Source organism: Actinokineospora sp. NPDC004072 (assembly GCF_053604195.1).
Genome location: NZ_JBSGHB010000001.1, coordinates 455,011 through 473,603, shown reverse-complemented (window position 1 = coordinate 473,603; position 18,593 = coordinate 455,011). Strand labels below are relative to the sequence as shown.

Below are 18,593 nucleotides of genomic sequence, written 5' to 3'. Positions count from 1 at the left end.
TGGTGAACTCGCGCAGGAGGCACGCCATGACCGATCAGGACCTCGCCACCCACACCTTCATGCAGCAGCGCGAACTGCTGTTCTCCATCGTCTACACCGTGCTCGGCAGCGCCGACACCGAGGACGTGCTCCAGGAGACCTGGCTGTCCTGGGCGACGGCCAACCGGGAGCAGGTCGACAACGCCCGCGCCTACCTCGTGCGGATCGCGGTCAACCGGGCCGTCGCCCGCCGGGCCGCGCTCAGCCGCCGCCGGGAGACCTACGTCGGGCAGTGGCTGCCCGAGCCGCTGGTCACCGACACGACCGACCCGGTGGCGCAGGCCGAATCGGCGTCGATGGCGCTGCTGGTGGTGCTGGAAACCCTCAGCCCGGCCGAACGCGCGGTCTTCGTGCTGCACGAGGTGTTCGGCTACCCGCACGCCGACATCGCGGGCATGCTCGGCCGCAGCCCGGGCGCGGTGCGCCAGCTCGCCCACCGCGCCCGCGAGCACGTCCACGCCCGCCGACCCCGCTACCAGGTCGACGCCCGGGTGCAGCAGGAGGTGACCGAGCGGTTCCTGGCCGCCGCGCTCGGCGGCGGCGACCTCGAAGCGCTGCTGCGGGTGCTGGCCCCGGAGGTGACGCTGTGGACCGACGGCGGCGGGAAGGGCCCCGCCACCAGCCTCGAACCCGTCCGGGGCCGGACCGCGGTCGCCGGGCTGCTCGTGGCCGTGGCGGCGAACCTCGACCAGGGCTACGAGATCCGCTACCGCCGGGTCAACGGCGACCCGTCCGCGTTGCTGTTCACCGGCGACGCGCCCTTCGCCGTCCTGGTCCTCGACATCGACCCGAAGACCGAGCGGGTGCACGGCGTCTACTCGGTCGCCAACCCCGACAAGCTGACCCGCATCGCTTCGTCGGGCAAGCGGTGATCTGACTATTCTTTTGGCCTGATCCATATAGCGGTGGAGGAATTCTTTCGCCTGGCGAATTTGGTCCAAGGTGAACGGACAAGCATTCACCCGTGTCGGGGGCAAATAGTGGTTGGGAGAGCGCTGCCCAAGACTCGGCCGTTAGCGTGATGGCAAGTCTGGGACCTGCGAGGACCCGGTTTCCCCATAGCCGATGCGGAGAGCTCATGTCCGGTCATTCGGTACGCGTGCGCCTTGTCGCGGCGGCCATTGGCGTTATTGCTCGAATGGGTCGAACCCCCCTGGTGCGGGTGACCGCCGCGGTGCTCGCCGTGCTGGCGTGCGCGGGATTCGACACCTCACCACCCCGCTGGCCGGTGCGGCTCCAGGTGTTCGTGGCCAACAGCGGTTCCGACAACGTCACCGTCTACAACCCGCGGTCGGGCGCGGTGACCGCCACGGTGCCGGTCGGCGATTACCCGACCGGGGTCGGCGCCCATCCTGCGGGCCACCGCGCCTACGTCGCCAACGAGGCGTCCAACACCGTGTCGGTGATCGACACGCGAACGCTCGCGGTCATCGCCACGGTGCCGGTCGGCGCCAATCCGTACGGCGTCGTCGCCACGCGCACCCACGCCTACGTGACGAACTTCGGCTCCGACGACGTGACGGTCTTCGACACCGCCACGAACGCCCCCGTGGCGACGATCCCGGTCGGACGGTCCCCGCACAGCGCCGTGGTCAGCCCCGACGGCTCACGGGTGTACGTGACGAACAACGGCAGCGACACCGTGACGATCATCAACACGGCGACGAACACGCCTGCGGGGACCATCCCGGTCGGCCTCTACCCGTCCGGCATCGCGATCAGCGTCGACGGCGCCCGCCTCTACGTCGCCAACACCGGCAGCGACTCGGTCACCGTCATCACCACGGCCGACAACGTGGCCACCACGACCACCCGCGTCGGCACCGCCCCCCTCGGCGTCACCATCACCCCCGGCGGCCGCGTCCACGTGGCCAACACCCGCTCCAACACCGTCAGCGTCCTCTCCGCGACCGGAGCGCCAGTCGAGGTGGTCGAGGTCCAACGCATGCCCGAGGGCACCGCAGCAGCCCCCGACGACACCTACGTCTACGTGACCAACACCGGCTCCAACACGGTCTCGATCCTCGACGCCACCACCGGCGCCCCCGCCACCCCCTTCCCGGTCGGCGCCCAACCCGAAGGCGTAGCCGTCACCTCGTAGCCCGCGCTCGCCACTCCTCGCGCCTGCACCAGAACCCGCCCCACGATCTTGAGGAACTGCCCGCCTCGCTCAGAAGGGGGTTGGCGCCTTGACGGGGTGGAGGTCGCCGATCGGGTCGGGTTGGTCGGCGACGCCGAGAGCTCGGGCCAGGTCGGACAGGGCCGAGCGGTCGGTCGGGTGGAGGCCGTCGAAGCAGATCACTTCGCCGTCGAGGTGGAAGGTGATCCACAGTTGGATCCGGTCGCGCCATTCCCCTTCCCACGATTCCCGCCACTGCACGAGCCGGGCCGTTGCGCGGGGGAGCTGCCAGGCATACAGCGCACCCCGGGGCCGTTCGGCGATCGCGCCGTGCTCGAACACGTGCACCCAGGCCCCTGCCCGGCGGAACTTCCCGATCAGCAGCGGGACGGTGAGGAAGGCGGTCAGCCCGAGGAAGGTCAGGCCCGCGATCCCGGAGGCGAGGGTGCCCGCCGCCCAACCCTCGTCGTCGCGCGAAGCGGACTGCACCGCCATGATCAGGAAGACGGCCGCGGCGACCGGCAGCAGGAGCACCCCGATCGCCACGCGCCGGTCGTACGCGCGGTTGACCCGGTGCGAGGACCGATGGGCGCCGTATCCCTGCTCAGCCGCGACCGCCGCGGCACGCCCCGTGAGCCCCGGTTTCCGTCCGCTCATCCCTGCTCCGCCTCGCCGCGGCGGATGACGTGCTTGGTCGGCTTTCGCGGGTCGTACCACACCGTCACCGGCTCACCCGGCTTGGGCGCATTACCAGCGGGGAACGTCGCCTTGCCCGCCACCGTGCGCCGCTCGCCATCCTCACCCGTGAACGCCAGGGTGTACTTCCTCTCCACGTAGAAGGAGTCGTTGTCGCCGCTCGACTTCTCGACCTCGATGAACGTGGCGTCCGCGCGTCGCCCGTGCGACAGCAGCCGCGCGGTCCTGCGGCGGCGCAACCAGTGGATCAGGAGCAGCCCCAGCCCGGCGAGCAGCAGGACGCCTGCGACGAACAGCGGGACGTCGGAGGCCAGGCCCGCGACGGCCACCCCGCCCGCGGCCCCCACCAGGAGCAACGCGAAGGCAGGCAGCACCGACCGATCCTGCTCCACCCGATCCGCGACGACCATGAACCCGCCGCCGAGGAAGCTGACCATGAACGCGGCCGCCACCTCGGTGCCGAACCAGAACCCGGGAAAGCTGCTCCCCTGCGTCACGATGCAGATCCGGAACGCCGCATACCCGGTCGCAAGCGTCACCAGGACCGCGCCCACGATGAACATGGCCCGCTCATCCGCAGGCTCCACCGCATCCGGCTCACTCATCGCGCGCCCCCTGAACAGCGGACTGCCCCAGCAGGAACCCGCCCACCCGAACGACCGGGCACCTGCGTGCGATCACGTTGCTCACACCCCACCCCCGTCACCTCTATGGGAGGATTCGCCCGTTTCACCCTACTGTCCGCAGAACCGGACCGAGTCGGTTTCAGCTCGAAAGCCCGTGCTGCTGAGGGAAACAGAACGAGCTGCGACTGGCAGAGGGGCACCTATCGCCGCTCATACGCCCCTGAACGCGCGCACTACGAGCAGAACCCGACGTGGATCAGGAGGCGGATGCTTCGTGCCCTGCAGCGGTTCCATCGGTCGGCGACACGGACGACCAGTGAACGGGCGACGCACCTTGTCGGTTGCGGGAGCTACGCTGCTCCACCGTCCGCGCGCGTCGAGGTGCGGGAGATTCGTCGCGTGTACTGAAACAGGTAGTAGGTGACCAAAGCGGCATCGAGGACGGCAAGGGGAATCTTCGTGCCGAGGGAGCCGCCGAACTGCCAGGCCAGCACGAGGGCGGCCGCCGTCGGCGCAAGGACGGTCAACATGATCGGCAGGTGAAGCAGGGAGAAGCCGCGAAAGCGTCGCTGTCGCTCCGGCCGCGTGTGCCAGCCCATCGCGCCGTCGTGCAGCGCGTTGAGGGGTGCCTCGATGCGCGTCGCCACGTGCTGGGCGATTTCGGCGACGATGGCGGTGTGGTAGAGGATCAGCAAGCCGAACAGTACGGCCATGACCGGTGCCACCAGGAGCAGTGCACCGTCCTTCCGTTCGACGCCGAATCCCAGGATCGCCCCGCTGACAGTCAGCGAGCTGACCAGAAGGGTGATCCGGTGGTCCATCCGCTTCATGCTCTCGTCGCGGAGTGCCCGGTACTCGGCCAGTACCAGTTCCCGCCGAGTCTCCGACAACGGCTCCGGCTGCTCGTTCACCATGCCTCACTCCCCTCGGCCAGCACCAGGATACGCGGAACGATCATGGGTCTCGGTCGCCCATCGGCCTGCGGCGTTCGGCAGTGCGCTAAAGATGGTCGAGCGAGCGGCAGTGGGAATGCTTTCGGATCTCGACGAACGTGACGTCTGCGCGCCGCCTCTCAGCCAACAACTTACCCGAGCGCGGGCGCGACAGTAGGACGACCTCGCTATCCACCTCCAGCCTGGCGACCCGCTTCGACACAGCCTGTTGTGTGATGCCCAGCTGCGTGGCCGCGTGACCGAAGTGCCCGTTCTCGACCACGGTGACGTTGCACGGCCCGAGATTGAGTTGCCCCATGCTCGCCCCCCGACACCGCAGCCGTGCCAGCCTTGGGCGGACTGCTCCCCGGACGGAACCCGGTCACCACCGGCCTACTGCTTAGTGTGCTGGTCGCCCCGCCCGCTGTGGGCCGCCCCCGTACCTGCGCCAACGAGGTAAGCCGCTCGATCGGCGTTCGCCTACTTGTGGTGGGCGGGCGCGGGTGAGGTTTGATCAGTGAGATATCAGCGGTGGGTGTTACCAAGTGGCCGTCCCGATCATCCGTGGTGATCACCTCGGCATCGCGGGTCCCGTTGAATCGAGGGTAGCCATGACCGTTGTCGGTGATCGTGTCGTCAGCCGCTACGTGGTCCGCGACCTGCGGCAGGTGGCCACGTTGGAGGTGGCCGACGACGACCCCTACTTCTTCGACCACCCGTTGGACCACATGCCGGGGATGGCGCTCGTCTGCGGACTGCTCGACATGATCCGCCGGGCCGGGGCCGGGGCGCCGGAGGAGCCGGGGGCGTGGATGTCGCTTTCCCTGGAGTTTCCCGCGTTCTGCGAGCTGGGCGCGCCGGTCGAGCTGGAGGCGGTGCCGTTGCCGGGGGCCACGGCGTTGCGGGTGACGCAGGTGGGGAAGGTCGTGTGCGAGGGGAGCGTGGCGTTCCGCGAGGCCGCCGTTCGGGGCCGGGGGCGTGCGCACGTCCCCACCGCGCCGGCGGATCCGGTGCTGGTGCACCGGCAGCGGGCCGAGAACGTGCTCATCGGGACACCCGTGATCGCGGCGGTTTCCACTGTGGACGTACTACGCCCACCACCCGGGCATCGGCTGGCGACCCCAGAAGGGGCGCCGCTGCGGGTGGAGGCGTTGATCGACGCCACCCGCCAGTTCGGGACGTTGCTGTGCCATGAGGAGTTCAACAGGTCCGCCGACACCACCCTCGTGCTGCTGGGCCTCGACGTCGAGGTGGCGTGCGGGTTGACCGGTGAGGTGCGGTTGAGCAGGCGGCAGACCGCTGCGCCGCGCAGCAGGCACAAGGACGGGATCGACGTGTTCGCCGACGGCGAGCCCGCGGGGCGGATCGTGTTCGACTACTTCTCGGCCAAGCCCGGGGTCTACCGGCGGATGCGGGGCGAGGTCCGGTGACCGCCTCGACCTTGGTGACCAGGGTGCTGTTCGTCGCGGGCAGCGCGCTGCTGGTGTACCGCGCAGTCACCCACCTGCTCGCCGCAGGCGACCCTGTGCGGCTGGTCGCCGGGCTGCTCATGGTCGGCTACCTGGCCTGGGTGGTCCTGGAGACGCGGGTGACGTTCCAGGAGCCGTCGCCGGAGGCCGCGGAGAGCCGGACGCTGACGGCCTACGCCTCGGCCCGCACGCTGGTCGGGATCTGCGCGGTGCTGCCCGCCGTGCCGTGGACCGCCTGGTCGCCCTGGCTGGCGCTGCCGATCGCGGCCTTCGGGGCGGGCATCGCGCTGCGGTTCGCCGCGATCAGGGCGCTCGGGCGGCAGTACACGCACCAGGTGGTCAAGCGGGCGGACCACGAGCTGGTCACGCACGGGCCGTACCGGGTGCTCAGGCATCCCGCGTACACCGGGATGCTGCTGGCCAACGCCGGGTTCGTCGGGTTCTTCCTCAACCCCGCGGCCGTGGTCGCGTGGGTGCTGCTCGCGGCGGCGCTGGGCTGGCGCATCCGCACCGAGGAGCGGGTGCTGTGGTCGCTGCCGGGCTACCCGGCCTTCGCCGCCACGCGGTCCCGCCTGGTCCCGGGGGTGTGGTGATGGCGCTCATCGGTCCCGGTGACGACCGGCTGCTCGACGCGACGGTGGTGGGGCACAAGTTCGCCCGGCAGGCGCGGTTGCGCGACGCCGGTTTCGCAGTGCCCGAGTTCGCCTGCGTCCCCGCGTCGGCCTTCGACACCGCCACCGCGGGCGTCCCCGAACCCGGCGACGACCTGCTGACGTGGGCGCAGGCGGCGAAAGCCGCGGTCGCCGCTGTCCCGCCCGCCCTGGCCCGTGAACTCGTCGCCGCGGCCGAGGCGATGGGCGGGCTGGTCGCGGTCCGGGCGTGCGTGGTCGCCGACGAGCACGGGGTGGGGGAGGACGGCGCCACCGACGCCTTCGCCGGGCTGACCGACTCCTTCCTCTACGTCCGCCCGAAAGACGTGCCCGCCGCCGTCGCGCGCTGCTGGGCATCCGGCTTCAACCCCGAGTCCGTCGCCTACCGCGTGCGCCGCGGCCACACCCCGGACTCCGCGCGGGTCGCGGTCGGCGTGCAGCGGATGGTGCTGGGGACGCGGTCGTTCGTGGCGTTCAGCCGCGACCCGCGCACCGGCGGCGCGACCGGCGTCATCGCCGCCGCGCACGGCATCGGCGAGGGGGTCGTGCAGGAGCGCGCCGACGTCGACCACTTCTACGTCGACGGCGAGTCCGTCCGCGCCGACGTCGTGACCAAGCGGTGGATGATGACGCAGGGCGACGACGGTCCGGTGACCACCGCCGTCCCCGCCGACCTGGCCGACGCGCCGGTCCTGTCCGACGACCTCGCCCGCCGGATCAACGACCTCGCAGGCGAGGTGGAAGCGTTCTTCGGGCTCCCGCAGGACATCGAGGGCACGATCACCCCCGACGGCCGCGTCCACCTGGTGCAAGCCCGGCCCGTCGTGTTCGCCGCGCCCGCCGACGAGCCGCGCGTCCCGTGGAGCAACCACAACATCACCGAGAGCTTCCCGGGCGTCTCCGGCGCGCTGACCTACTCGCAGGCGCGCGAGTTCTACAAGCTCGCCTTCCACGACGCCTACCGCAGGCTCGGCGTGTCCGAGCGCAGGCTCGCGGGCAAGAAGCACCACCTGGACCGCATGATCGGCCTGCTCGACGGCCGCGTCTACTACCGACTCGACGCCTGGTTCGCCCTGCACGGCCAGATCCCCGCCTTCCCGCTGGTGCGGCCGTGGTGGGAGCAGTCGATGGGCCTCAGCGACGCCAAGCCGCCCACGCGCGCCGACTTCGTGCGCGCCCTGCCCACCGTGCCCGGCCTGGTCGGCAGGCTGGCGAAGCTGCGCGGCTCGGTCCGCGGGTTCCTGGCCTGGTGGGACGAGCTGGTCGTGGGCGCCGACGGGATGGACCGGTGGTCGCCGGAGGAGCTGATCGCCTTCCACCGCGGGCTGTGGGCGCAGGTGGGGGAGCGCTGGGGCATCACCCTGATGAACTCCGTCTACCTCCTGTCCTGGGCGACCGCGACCTCGGCGCTGCTGCGCCGCTGGGTCGGCGAGGACGACAAGCGCATCATCGGCGGGCTGCTGCTCGGCGGCGCGGAGAACCGCTCCGTGCTGGGCGTGCGGTCGGCGATCGCGCTGGCCGAGCTGGTCGCCGCCGACCCGGTGCTCGCCGCGCGCGTGCAGGACGAGCCCGCCGACGCCGTGTGGGCCGACATCGCAGCCGGGGTGCACGGCCAGCGGGTCGCGGCCGCGGCGGCCGAGCACCTGCGCCGCTACGGCGACCGCGCGCTGCACGACCTCAAGCTGGAGGAGCCGTCCCCGCGCCAGCGGCCGGGCATGGTGGTCGACATGCTGCGCCCCCTGGTCAGCGGCGGGCTCACCGTCGCGGACAGCCGCGCCCGGGAGCGGGCCAGCCGCGCCGACGCCGAGGCCGACCTGCGCGCCCGGTGCCCGAACCCGCTGGGGCGCGCGGTGATCCGCTCGCTGGCGGCCGGGCTGCGCTGGTTCGTCAAGACCCGCGAGGACACCCGCTACTGCCGCAGCCAGCTCTACGGCCTGACCCGGGAGGTCCTGTGGCGCCTCGGCGACCACCTGGTGGCCGCGGGCAGGCTCGATGAGCGCGCCGACGTCATCGACCTGACCGTCGAGGAGGTCTTCGGCGCCTACGACGGCACCCTCATCGACGGCGATCTGCGCGCCATCGTCGCGCGCAGGCGCGCCGAGCGGCTCGCCGCCACCGCCCGGCCGGACCTCGACGCCCGGCTGAGCACCCCCTACGACCGGCCGGTGGGCGACGGCCTGCCCGCCCGCGTGGACACCGCGCTGCTGGGCGAGCGGCCCGCGCAGCTGCGGGGCCTGCCGTCGAGCAAGGGCGTCGTGCGCTACCCGGCGCGGGTCGTGCTGGACCCGTCGATCGAGCCGGAGTCCTGCCGAGACCGCATCATCGTCGCGAAGGAGACCGATCCCGGATGGCTGTTCCTCATGACGGCGGCCCGCGGGATGGTGGTGGAGCGGGGCACGCTGCTCTCGCACACCGCGATCACGGGCAGGCTGCTGGGCATCCCGACGGTGGTGGCCGTGCCGGGGGCGACGTCGCTGATCGAGGACGGGATGATGATCGAGGTGGACGGCGCGGCGGGCACGGTGCGCCTGCTGCCCGCCTAGCCGCCTACGTCCGCGGCAGCTTCCCGCCCGCGGCGTACCTGCCGCTGGCGCTGGCCTGGGCGGTGGGCGCGACGGCGGCGAGCGCGCTGACCGACACCCGGATCACCGGCTGGGTCCCCGGCGCGGACACCCTCGTCACGGTCGGGACGGTGCTGGTCGTCCTGCTGATGATGCGCGCGGTCGACGACATCCGGGATCTGGACTACGACCGCGAGCGCAACCCGAACCGCCCGCTCGCCAGCGGAGCAGTGTCCACACAGGACTTGGCCGTGCTGCTGGCCGTGGGAGCTGTGGTCGTGTTGGCGGCCAACGCCTGGCGGCCCGCGGTCGCCGCGATCCTGGCCGTGCAGCTCGCCTACGTCGCGGTGATGGTGTCCGTGGAGCGGCGGACGGGGTGGCCGTCGGGGGACGCGCTGTTCGTCAACTACGCCCTCGCGCTGCCGGTCCAGTTGCTGCTCAACGGCTTTCTCTATGCGGGCCTGCTGCACTCGTCCGGGCTGGGTCCATCGTGGTCCGGTGCGGCGGGTGCGGTGGCCGCCGCGTTCCTGTTCGCGCACTACGAGTTCGCCCGCAAGACGACCCGGCGCCCGCGGCCCGGCGAGCGCACCTACGTCACCACCCTGGGCGTGCGCGGCAGCGCGACCACAGCCCTCGGCTGCGCCGTGGCGGGCGTCGCGCTGCTCGTCGCGGCGGCCCGGCCGTGGTCGCCCGCGGTGCTGGTCGTCGTGCTGCCGCTGGTGTTCCCCGTGCTGGCCGCGCTGCGCTTCCGCAGGCTGCCGCGCTGGCCGCGGGGGTTGGCGGCGGCGTTCCTGCTCACCGGCTTCGCCGGGCCCGTGCTCGCCAACCTCCTGGAGCTGCTGTGACCGACCTGCCGTCCTTCCCGTTCGCCGTGCCCGCGGGCGTCGAGCCGCCGCCGGAGTACGCGGAGCTGCGCCGCTGCCCGGTGCTGCCCCGGGTGCGGCTGGCCAACGGCCGCGAGGCGAAGCTGGCCACCCGGCACCAGGACGTCCGGCTGGTGCTGTCGGACCCCCGGTTCAGCCGGGCCGCGTACGAGGGGACGCTGTTCGCCCGGTCCCCGGAGTCGCTGCCGCTGATCACCACCGACGCCCCCGACCACACCCGCCGCCGCTCGGCCGTCGCGCACGCCTTCACCGCGCGGCGGGTCCGCGACCTGGCGCCGATGGTCGAGGAGGTCGCCAAGGCGCAGCTCGCCGAGCTGGCCGAGGCAGGCTCCCCGGCCGACCTCGTCGCGGGCTACGCCGTGCCGTTCACCCAGCGCGTGATGTGCCGGGTCCTCGGGCTCCCCGAGGCGGACATCCCGCTGTTCAAGCAGTGGGTCGACCCGATGATGTCCGCGGGCCGCTACCCGGCGTCGGCGGTCGCCGAGGCGCACGCGGGCTTCCAGGGGTACGTCGCGGCGTTCGTCACCGGCGTGGCGACCGACCTCGCCGCGGGGCGCGCCGTTCCGGGGCTGGTGGCGGACATGCTCAACCCCCGCTCGCCGGACCGCGCGCTGAGCCCGGTCGAGGTGGTCGTGATGACCGCGGGGATGCTGGTCGCGGGCTACGAGACGACCAGCAACGCGCTGGCGACGGTCGTCCACCACCTGCTGCGCCACCCCGAGCTGCTCGACCGCCCGATCGATGCGGTGATCGCCGAGATCCTGCGGTACGTCTGCGGCAACGCCACCGGTGGCGTCCCGCACGTGGCGACGGCGGACGTCGAGCTGTCCCACGGCCAGGTGGTGCGCGCGGGCGAGGTCGTCATCCCGATCCCCGACGCCGCCAACCGCGACCCCGCGGTGTTCGCCGACCCGGACACCTTCGACGCCGACCGCGCGGACAACCCGCACCTGGCCTTCGGCCACGGCGCCCACCACTGCGTCGGCGCCGAGCTGGCCCGCGTCGAGCTGCGCATCGGCGTCACCGCGCTGCTGGCCGCCTTCCCCGACCTGCGCGTCGCCGACCCCGACCTGCGCTGGCGCACCGACATGTACATCCGCGGCCCGTGGGAACTCCCCGTCGCCTGGTGATCCATCCCGAGGAGATCCCGTGCTCACCACCCCCCTGACCGCGGACGCGCTGCTGACCCGCACCCGCTCGGTCCGCCGCCGCCTCGACCTGACCCGCCCGGTCCCCCTGCCCCTGGTCGAGGAGTGCCTGCGCATCGCCCAGCAGGCCCCGTGCGGCTCGGGCCGCACCCCGGCCCACTGGATCGTCATCACCGACCAGGACACCCGCGCCGAACTCGGCCGCATCTACCGCTCGGCGTTCGCGGAGCAGTGGTCGGGCGGTGTCCCGTCCACGGGCCTGACGCCCAGCCAGCGGCGCTCGCTCGACAGCGCCGCGTACCTCGCGCAGGTCCTCGGCGAGGTCCCGGTGCTGGTGCTGGCCTGCATGGAAACCGGCGGCCCCCTGCCGACCGGCAACCAGGCGGGCCTGTGGGGCACCCTCCTCCCGGCCGTGTGGAGCTACATGCTCGCCGCCCGCACCCGCGGCCTCGGCACGACGTGGACCGCCGCCCACCTCCGCCACGAGAAGGAGGTCGCCACCCTCCTCGGCATCCCCGAAGGCACCCACCAAGGCGCCCTCATCCCCACCGCCTACCACCTCGGGACCGACTTCCAGCCAGCCCCCCGCCCGCCCCTGAACACCACCCTCCACCTCGACCACTGGTAAACCGCAGCGCTGCGCGTAAGGGTCCACTGTGGAAGGCGCACCGCGGCCCCACGACCGGCTGCTACGCCGACCGGGTTCGCCAGCGGCGCGTTGACCGGCTGAGCGCGGATCACGTGCGCTCCCCGGTCCGCGGCACCCCCCGCAGGCGCAGCGAGAGCAACACCCCGATCACCACGATTCCGCTGGCCACGGCCGCCGTCGCGGCCAGGCCGCTGGTGAGCGCCTCGCCCGCCGCAGACAGCAGTTGGGCGCCCGTGTCGCCGAGCAGCGCGCCCGCGGCGTCCCGGATGCCGCCGGGGGTGGCCACCGCGGCCGGGTCGACGCCCTCCGGGACCCCGTCGGCGACCTGGGCGCGGTAGACGGCCGTGCCGAGGCTGCCCAGGAGGGCGACGCCGAGGGCGACCCCGAGCTCCCCGCTGGTCTCCGACAGCGCCGACGCCGCTCCGGCGCGCTGCGCGGGCGCGGTGCTGACCACCAGGTCCGTGCACAGCGCGATCATCGGGCTGAGCCCGAGTGCCACCAGCACGTAGCCGACCATCAGCACGGCCAAGTCGTCCACGCCGACCCGGCTGAGCACGGCGAAGCCGACCGCGGCCAGCACCAGGCTCCCCGCGATCACCGCCGCGGGCCGCAGGCGGCGGGCCAGCGCCGGGGCCACCAGCGAGCCCACGATCGTGCCGACGGAGGCGGGGACCATCCAGGCGCCCGCGATCCCGGGCGACAGGCCCAGCACCTCCTGCAGGTACAGGGTGATGAACAGCTGGGTGCCGCCCATCGCGAACAGGCCGAGCAGGTAGGTGGCCAGCGAGGTGTTGATCACCCGGTCGCGCAGCAGCGCGAGGTCCAGCAGCGGATCGTCCAGCTTGCGCTGCCTGCGCACGAACAGCGCTCCGAGCGCCAACCCGAGCAGGGCGGCGGCGACCGCCGCGGTATTCACCCGGTCGGTGGCGGCCTGCTTGACGCCGTAGACGACAAGCAGCACGGCGGCCAGGGACAGCGCCGCGCTCACCAGGTCGATGCGGCCCGACTCCGGGGCGCGGTACTCGGGCAGCAGCAGCGGGCCGACGACGAGCAGCAGCACCATCACCGGGACGGCGAGCAGGAACACCGAGCCCCACCAGAAGTGCCCGAGCAGCCAGCCGCCCAGCAGCGGCCCCGCCGTGGTGCCGACCGAGAAGCTGGTCATGATCACCGCAACGGCGAACCCCCGCTGCCCCGCGTCGTGGAACATCACCCGGACCAGCGACAGGGTGGAGGGCATCAGGGTGGCGCCCGCCAGCCCCAGCAGCGCCCTGGCCGCGATGAGCGCCGCCGGGTCGGACGCGAAGGCCGCCAGGACCGAGGCCCCGCCGAACAACGCCGCGCCGATCAGCAGCAACCGCCGCCTGCCGATCCGGTCGCCGAGCGCCCCCGCGGGCACCAGCGCCCCGGCGACCACGAACCCGTAGCTGTCCATGATCCAGAGCAGTTCGGTCGCGCTGGGCCGCAGATCGGCGGTCAGGTGCGGAGCCGCGAGGTAGAGCACCGTCATGTCCATTGAGATCAGCAACGTCGGCAACGCGAGCACGACGAGCCCGATCCACTCCCGGTGCCCGGCGCGGGGAGCGGCAGCTGTGGTCATGGGTGGGAACCTTCCGACGTCAGTCCTGATGCGCCAGTCGGTCACCTACCCTATCCGGCCGCCCCCCAGAACGGCTGCCAGCTAAGCCGTTCCGGCCTCCGGCAAGGTCAATCCTGTGTTGTGCCAACAAATCAGCCACAAACTGCGGCAGGCGGCTTCCGTGGTCTTCCCCATTAGGCGGTATGTCCGGACAATTGCGCGGACTACGCTGCCTGGCACACGATTCGCCCGGCCCTCTGCCGGTCAACCAGGTCTCCCCAGGCCCAGATGGAAGGTGCATTCCGATGCGTCTGCGTGCCGTCCTCGTCCTGCCCGTTCTCACCGCGCTGCTCGGCGTCTTCACCGCCGCGCCTGCCACCGCTGCGCCGGGTGACTTGACCTGCGAGGTCCAGCTCCAGACCGACTTCGTCCCGCCGATCACGGGCCCGGTGACCGGCAGTCCCGCCACGATCAGCGGCTCCCTCATCAACTGCGTCTCCGCCACCGGCTACACCATGCAGTCCGGCGCCTTCAGCGGCACGGCCGCCGTCACCTCGACCATCATCACCCCGTGCTCGGTGGTGCTCCGCGTCGCGGGCACGGGCACGATCGCCTGGACGCCCACGGCGACCAGCCAGTTCAGCTACGTCTTCAACACCGACCCGACCCAGGGCGGGATCGAGTTGTCCCTGACCATCACCAGCGGGGTGATGACCGGCAACCAGATGATCCCGGTCGCCTGGTTCACCCCGAACGCCGACTGCGCGCTCAACGGGCTGAAGTACCTGGCCGTCGGTGGGGCTGGCACGTTCGAGTGAAACCGTCCGCGGGCGGCTGGTCCTTCCCGCGCTCGCCGGGTCCGGCGGACGGATCGCCGCGGAGGTGTTGCGGCGGGAATGGCCAAGGCGTCGCGGACGCAACGTCCGCGACGCCTTAGTGTCGAACGCGACCTAAGCCAGCGCTTCCCGGAAGACGGGCTGCGGGGCACGCGGTGGTGCCGCGGTGCGGGGCGCCGTCGGCGGGTGGTGGCGGTGGCTGAAGGTCATGGGGTCGACGTCAGCGGCAGCGGACGTCGATGGCCTGGGGGCCTTTGCGTCCGTCGCCGATCTCGTACTCGACCGGCTGGTCGTCCTGGACGGTGGCATTGGGTCCTTCGAGGTGGGTCTGGTGGAAGAACAGGTCGGAACCGCCTTCGGCGGGGGTGATGAAGCCGAAGCCCTTGGTTCCGTTGAACCACTTCACTTTTCCGTGCGGCACGGGTGCTCCTCTTCGGTTCGGCGGCGCAGGTGCGCGGCAGGTGGTCGTGGGGTTGCCCGCGGGTCGGGGGCATCCGCGGCCGGGAGGTCGAGCATCGCCAGCAGCGTCATCCGCTCGGCGGCGGACAGCGCGTGGTTGGCGACCGCGCGGGCCGCCCGCCTGCGTTGCTCGGCGTACACGCTCTCCGCGTGGGAACGCCTGCGCGCGAACTCGGCTGCGGCCGCTCCACGCCCGGTCACGTGGTCACGTGCCCGGCGCGGCGGACGGGCGGGATCGCGGTGCCCTGCTCGGCGCGCCTCGGGGTGAACACCGAGGCTTCCCCGGACCGGGGTCTGCACGAGGCGGGCAGTTCAGTGGCCGTGTCGGCCGTGGAGTGCGTGAGCGGTTGGCCCGGCGCCAAGCCGGTGCTCCCGTCCCCCGCCGTCAAGCGCGGCAGGCGTAGACCGGGTACCGTCCCCCGCCGATTGCGGGTCGCTGGTGATCCCAGACCTGAACTGTACCCCATATGCCGTCCCCGTGGGGCCGAACACCCGCCATTTCCTCCACAGTGGACGAATTCGTCCATCAGCCGGGTGCGGATCAGCCGTGTATCGTCGGGAATCACCGGCGCCGAGCGCTTCCGCCGCCGCCGAATGACCCCGTGCGGGCCTCTTCCACCCGCGGGAACGAGCGATATGACTTCTCTGCTCCACGCCGACGACCACCCGCGCAGCGCGCCCAAGCCCGTGCTATCCGGCAAGCGCTCCCGCGCCGAGCTGGTGACCATCCGGGCCTTCCTGGTCATCCCGTTCGCCGCGCTGGCCGCGGCTGTGCCGCTCACCTGGGGGTGGGGCATGTCGTGGGTCGACCTGATGCTGGCCGGGGTCTTCTACACCATCTCCACCCTGGGGGTGACCGTCGGCTACCACCGCCTCTTCACCCACGGCTCGTTCAAGGCCAAGCGCTGGCTGCGCTCGGCCCTGGCGATCGCGGGCGGGCTCGCCGCCCAGGGCTCGGTGATCGGCTGGGTCGCCGACCACCGCCGCCACCACGCCTTCTCCGACCGCGAGGGCGACCCGCACTCGCCCTGGCTGTTCGGCACCTCGCCGGTCGCCCTGGCCCGCGGGTTCTGGCACGCCCACCTGGGCTGGCTGTTCGGCCGGGACAAGACCAACGTCGAGCGCTTCGCCCCCGACCTGGCCCGCGACCGCGACATCCAGGCCATCGACCGGCTGTTCCCGCTGTGGGTCGCGCTCAGCGCCCTGCTGCCCGCCGTGCTCGGCGGCGTCATCACGCTGTCCTGGTGGGGCGCGCTGACCGGGTTCGTCTGGGCCGGGCTGGCGCGCATCTCCTTCCAGCACCACGTCACCTGGTCGGTCAACTCGATCTGCCACATGATCGGCTCGCGGCCGTTCGCCAGCCGGGACAAGTCGGCCAACTTCTGGCCGCTGGCCATCCTGTCGATGGGCGAGTCGTGGCACAACTCCCACCACGCCGACCCGACCAGCGCCCGGCACGGGGTGCTGCGGGGACAGATCGACATCTCCGCCCGCCTCATCCGCGTCTTCGAGCAGCTCGGCTGGGCCTGGCAGGTGCGCTGGCCCACGCCGCAGCGGCTGGCCCGCCTGGCCCGGCCCGGCACGGTCGTGTGACGGTCGCGCCGGGCGCTCGACAGGCGGAAGCGTAAGTAGTAGCTTACGCATCATGTCGACAGTCGACGCCTGGCAGGCGCTGGCCGACCCGACCCGGCGCCGGGTGTTCGCGCGGGTTGCGCGGGGGCCGTGCTCGGTCACCGAGATCGCCAGTGAGCTGCCGGTCAGCCGTCCCGCGGTGTCGCAGCACCTGCGGGTGCTGCTCGACGCGCGGCTCGTCGACGTCCACCAGCAGGGCCGGATGCGTGTCTACGAGATGCGCCCGGACGGACTGGACCAAATGCGCCGGGAGCTCGACTCCTACTGGAACGCGACCCTCACCAGGTTCAAAGACGTGGCCGAGCGGACCTACCGGCCGACCGCGACGACAGCGGAAGGGACACCGACCCCATGAGCACCACCCCCCAGGACAAGACCGCCGTGCGGGCCGACATCGTCGTCGACGTCCCCGTCGAGCACGCCTTCCGCGTGTTCACCGAGCGGTTCAACGAGGTCAAGCCGCGGAAGCACAACCTGCTCGCCGTCCCGATCGAGCGGACGGTGCTGGAGACGCGCGTCGGCGGCGCCGTGTACGACGTGGGGACCGACGGGAGCCGGTGCGCGTGGGCGCGCGTGCTCGCCTACGAGCCGCCGCACCGGCTGGTCATCAGCTGGGACATCAGCCCGCGGTGGCAGGTGGAGACCGATCCCGACCGCACCAGCGAGGTGGAGATCCAGTTCACCGCCGAGGCCCCCGAGCGCACCCGCGTGGTCCTGGAGCACCGCCACCTCGACCGCCACGGCGAGGGCTGGGAGGCGTTCACCACCCTCGACACCGGTGACGGCTGGCCGCTCTACCTCGACCGCTTCCGCGCGGCGGCGCAGCGAGCCGCCGAGGACGGCTGACGCGCTCGATTAGATATCTGTCAATCTAGACGCATGTCGAAGTCGCTCTGCTCGACCTCCCTGACCCGCGAGCCGTTGACCGTCGACCAGGCGGGGGAGCTGGCGCGGGCGTTCAAGGCGCTGGCCGACCCGGTGCGGCTGCGCTTGCTGTCGCTGATCGCCTCGCATGCGGGCGGGGAGGCGTGCGTGTGCGATCTGACCGGCGCGTTCGAGCTGACCGGCCCGACGATCTCCCACCACCTCAAGGTGCTGCGCGAGGCGGGGCTGGTGACGGGCGAGAAGCGGGCGACGTGGGTGTACTACCGGGCGGAGCGGCAGGTGCTTGAGCGGCTGTCCGCGGTGCTGGTGCCCGGTGAGCCTGCCCCGGGGACCTCGGCGTGACCACGACCGACGAGACCGCTGCGGGGGTGGTCGGCAGGCTCTCGACGCTGGACCGCTTCCTGCCGGTGTGGATCGGGCTGGCGATGGTCGCGGGCCTGCTGGCGGGGCGGTGGATCCCGGGGCTGGGCGGCGCGCTGAACGCGGTGTCGGTGGACGGGATCTCCCTGCCGATCGCGGTCGGCCTGCTGGTGATGATGTACCCGGTGCTGGCCAAGGTCCGCTACGACCGGCTCGGCACCGTGACCGGCGACCGCCGGTTGCTGTGGTCGTCGCTGGCGCTGAACTGGGTGCTCGGCCCGGCGCTGATGTTCGCCCTGGCGTGGCTGCTGCTGCCGGACCTGCCCGAGTACCGGACCGGGCTGATCATCGTCGGCCTGGCCCGCTGCATCGCGATGGTCGTCATCTGGAACGACCTCGCGTGCGGGGACCGGGAGGCCGCCGCGGTGCTGGTCGCGCTGAACTCGGTGTTCCAGGTGGTCGCCTTCGGGTTGCTGGGCTGGTTCTACCTGGCGGTGCTGCCGGGGTGGCTCGGCCTGCCGACCGCAGGCCTGGCGGTGTCCGGGTGGCAGATCGCCACGAGCGTGCTGATCTTCCTCGGCATCCCGCTGCTGGCCGGGTACCTGACCCGCGCGCTGGGGGAGCGGGCCAGGGGCCGTGACTGGTACGAGACCCGGTTCCTGCCCCGGATCGGCCCGGTGGCGCTGCACGGGCTGCTGTTCACGATCGTGGTGCTGTTCGCGCTGCAAGGCGACCAGATCACCAGCCGACCGCTGGACGTGGCCCGGATCGCGCTCCCCCTGCTGGCCTACTTCGCGCTGATGTGGGCAGGCTCCTTCGCCCTGGGCCGCGCGCTCGGGCTGGGCTACGGGCGCACCACGACGCTGGCGTTCACCGCCGCGGGCAACAACTTCGAACTCGCGATCGCCGTGGCGATCGCAACCTTCGGCGCCACCAGCGGCCAGGCCCTCGCAGGCGTGGTCGGCCCGCTGATCGAGGTGCCCGTGCTGGTCGGCCTGGTCTACGTCTCCCTGGCCCTGCGCCGCCGCTTCACCGCCGCAGCGCCCAGGTGAGCGCCTGGCGGCCTGCG

At 72.1% G+C, this 18,593-nt stretch carries 22 protein-coding genes; 14 read left to right on the top strand and 8 right to left on the bottom strand.

The annotated features are described in order from the left end of the window. Positions 1–26 precede the first annotated feature (26 nt). Both sigJ and ACWEPX_RS01990 read left to right on the top strand, forming a co-directional pair. A complete protein-coding gene (gene sigJ / locus ACWEPX_RS01995) occupies positions 27–911 on the top strand; it encodes an RNA polymerase sigma factor SigJ (protein WP_451895191.1) in 885 nt (294 codons plus the stop codon). Between the two features lie 266 nt (positions 912–1,177). Further along, a complete protein-coding gene (locus ACWEPX_RS01990) occupies positions 1,178–2,140 on the top strand; it encodes a beta-propeller fold lactonase family protein (RefSeq protein WP_451895190.1) in 963 nt (320 codons plus the stop codon). Positions 2,141–2,209: 69 nt separating this feature from the next. Here ACWEPX_RS01990 and ACWEPX_RS01985 read toward each other — a convergent pair whose 3' ends face one another. The 4 genes from ACWEPX_RS01985 to ACWEPX_RS01970 form a co-directional block, all read right to left on the bottom strand. Continuing rightward, positions 2,210–2,704 carry a hypothetical protein gene (locus ACWEPX_RS01985; RefSeq protein ID WP_451895189.1) on the bottom strand — a complete coding sequence of 165 codons (495 nt, stop codon included), beginning with the start codon at positions 2,702–2,704 and terminating at the stop codon, positions 2,210–2,212. Positions 2,705–2,811: 107 nt separating this feature from the next. Continuing rightward, positions 2,812–3,459, bottom strand: coding sequence for a DUF3592 domain-containing protein (locus ACWEPX_RS01980; protein WP_451895188.1), 648 nt, complete (start codon positions 3,457–3,459; stop codon positions 2,812–2,814). A gap of 371 nt (positions 3,460–3,830) precedes the next feature. Further along, complete coding sequence (locus tag ACWEPX_RS01975; RefSeq protein ID WP_451895187.1) at positions 3,831–4,394, bottom strand: hypothetical protein; 564 nt, start codon at positions 4,392–4,394, stop codon at positions 3,831–3,833. Positions 4,395–4,479: 85 nt separating this feature from the next. Next, positions 4,480–4,731 (bottom strand): helix-turn-helix domain-containing protein, encoded by a 252-nt coding sequence (locus ACWEPX_RS01970; protein ID WP_451895186.1) that lies wholly within the window; start codon positions 4,729–4,731, stop codon positions 4,480–4,482. A gap of 292 nt (positions 4,732–5,023) precedes the next feature. Here ACWEPX_RS01970 and ACWEPX_RS01965 point away from each other — a divergent pair, with 292 nt between their 5' ends. The 3 genes from ACWEPX_RS01965 to ACWEPX_RS01955 are packed head-to-tail and all read left to right on the top strand — an operon-like array spanning position 5,024 to position 9,074. Further along, positions 5,024–5,842 carry an AfsA-related hotdog domain-containing protein gene (locus ACWEPX_RS01965; RefSeq protein WP_451895185.1) on the top strand — a complete coding sequence of 273 codons (819 nt, stop codon included), beginning with the start codon at positions 5,024–5,026 and terminating at the stop codon, positions 5,840–5,842. Next, positions 5,839–6,474, top strand: a complete 636-nt coding sequence (locus tag ACWEPX_RS01960; RefSeq protein ID WP_451895184.1) for a methyltransferase family protein — start codon at positions 5,839–5,841, stop codon at positions 6,472–6,474. The genes ACWEPX_RS01965 and ACWEPX_RS01960 overlap by 4 nt, the downstream gene beginning before the upstream one ends. Then, positions 6,474–9,074: a PEP/pyruvate-binding domain-containing protein gene (locus ACWEPX_RS01955; RefSeq protein WP_451895183.1), complete on the top strand. Its 2,601-nt coding sequence runs from the start codon at positions 6,474–6,476 to the stop codon at positions 9,072–9,074. The genes ACWEPX_RS01960 and ACWEPX_RS01955 overlap by 1 nt, the downstream gene beginning before the upstream one ends. Before the next feature lie 4 nt (positions 9,075–9,078). Here ACWEPX_RS01955 and ACWEPX_RS01950 read toward each other — a convergent pair whose 3' ends face one another. After that, entirely contained in the window at positions 9,079–9,213 is a 135-nt protein-coding gene (locus tag ACWEPX_RS01950) for a hypothetical protein (protein ID WP_451895182.1), read from the bottom strand. A 10-nt stretch (positions 9,214–9,223) separates the two neighbouring features. Between ACWEPX_RS01950 and ACWEPX_RS01945 the strand changes: the two genes are divergently transcribed. From ACWEPX_RS01945 to ACWEPX_RS01935, 3 genes are read left to right on the top strand one after another with little or no spacing between them, the layout of a single operon-like run. Beyond that, on the top strand, positions 9,224–9,937 hold the full coding sequence (locus ACWEPX_RS01945; RefSeq protein ID WP_451895181.1) for a hypothetical protein: 714 nt from the start codon (positions 9,224–9,226) through the stop codon (positions 9,935–9,937). Further along, entirely contained in the window at positions 9,934–11,106 is a 1,173-nt protein-coding gene (locus ACWEPX_RS01940) for a cytochrome P450 (protein WP_451895180.1), read from the top strand. Before ACWEPX_RS01945 ends, ACWEPX_RS01940 begins: the two co-directional genes overlap by 4 nt. 34 nt (positions 11,107–11,140) lie before the next feature. Then, positions 11,141–11,752 (top strand): nitroreductase family protein, encoded by a 612-nt coding sequence (locus tag ACWEPX_RS01935; protein WP_451895262.1) that lies wholly within the window; start codon positions 11,141–11,143, stop codon positions 11,750–11,752. Between the two features lie 109 nt (positions 11,753–11,861). Here the strand turns inward: ACWEPX_RS01935 and ACWEPX_RS01930 are convergent, their stop codons facing one another. Continuing rightward, positions 11,862–13,373, bottom strand: coding sequence for an MFS transporter (locus ACWEPX_RS01930; protein WP_451895179.1), 1,512 nt, complete (start codon positions 13,371–13,373; stop codon positions 11,862–11,864). Between the two features lie 284 nt (positions 13,374–13,657). Between ACWEPX_RS01930 and ACWEPX_RS01925 the strand changes: the two genes are divergently transcribed. After that, complete coding sequence (locus ACWEPX_RS01925; protein WP_451895178.1) at positions 13,658–14,170, top strand: hypothetical protein; 513 nt, start codon at positions 13,658–13,660, stop codon at positions 14,168–14,170. 238 nt (positions 14,171–14,408) lie between these two features. On the opposite strand, the gene ACWEPX_RS01920 is transcribed toward ACWEPX_RS01925, so the two are convergent. Together ACWEPX_RS01920 and ACWEPX_RS01915 are read right to left on the bottom strand one after the other, a co-directional pair. Then, positions 14,409–14,609, bottom strand: coding sequence for a cold-shock protein (locus tag ACWEPX_RS01920; protein WP_451895177.1), 201 nt, complete (start codon positions 14,607–14,609; stop codon positions 14,409–14,411). After that, a complete protein-coding gene (locus ACWEPX_RS01915; protein WP_451895176.1) occupies positions 14,591–14,848 on the bottom strand; it encodes a hypothetical protein in 258 nt (85 codons plus the stop codon). Before ACWEPX_RS01915 ends, ACWEPX_RS01920 begins: the two co-directional genes overlap by 19 nt. A 435-nt stretch (positions 14,849–15,283) precedes the next feature. Here ACWEPX_RS01915 and ACWEPX_RS01910 point away from each other — a divergent pair, with 435 nt between their 5' ends. Genes ACWEPX_RS01910 through arsB form a run of 5 tightly spaced genes read left to right on the top strand, consistent with a single transcriptional unit; the run spans position 15,284 to position 18,576 of the window. Further along, positions 15,284–16,240, top strand: coding sequence for an acyl-CoA desaturase (locus tag ACWEPX_RS01910; protein WP_451895175.1), 957 nt, complete (start codon positions 15,284–15,286; stop codon positions 16,238–16,240). Between the two features lie 52 nt (positions 16,241–16,292). Further along, positions 16,293–16,634, top strand: coding sequence for an ArsR/SmtB family transcription factor (locus tag ACWEPX_RS01905; protein WP_451895174.1), 342 nt, complete (start codon positions 16,293–16,295; stop codon positions 16,632–16,634). Continuing rightward, entirely contained in the window at positions 16,631–17,125 is a 495-nt protein-coding gene (locus tag ACWEPX_RS01900; RefSeq protein ID WP_451895173.1) for an SRPBCC family protein, read from the top strand. The genes ACWEPX_RS01905 and ACWEPX_RS01900 overlap by 4 nt, the downstream gene beginning before the upstream one ends. A gap of 33 nt (positions 17,126–17,158) precedes the next feature. Continuing rightward, a complete protein-coding gene (locus tag ACWEPX_RS01895; protein WP_451895172.1) occupies positions 17,159–17,506 on the top strand; it encodes a metalloregulator ArsR/SmtB family transcription factor in 348 nt (115 codons plus the stop codon). Next, positions 17,503–18,576, top strand: coding sequence for an ACR3 family arsenite efflux transporter (gene arsB, locus ACWEPX_RS01890; RefSeq protein ID WP_451895171.1), 1,074 nt, complete (start codon positions 17,503–17,505; stop codon positions 18,574–18,576). The genes ACWEPX_RS01895 and arsB overlap by 4 nt, the downstream gene beginning before the upstream one ends. Positions 18,577–18,593 lie beyond the last annotated feature (17 nt).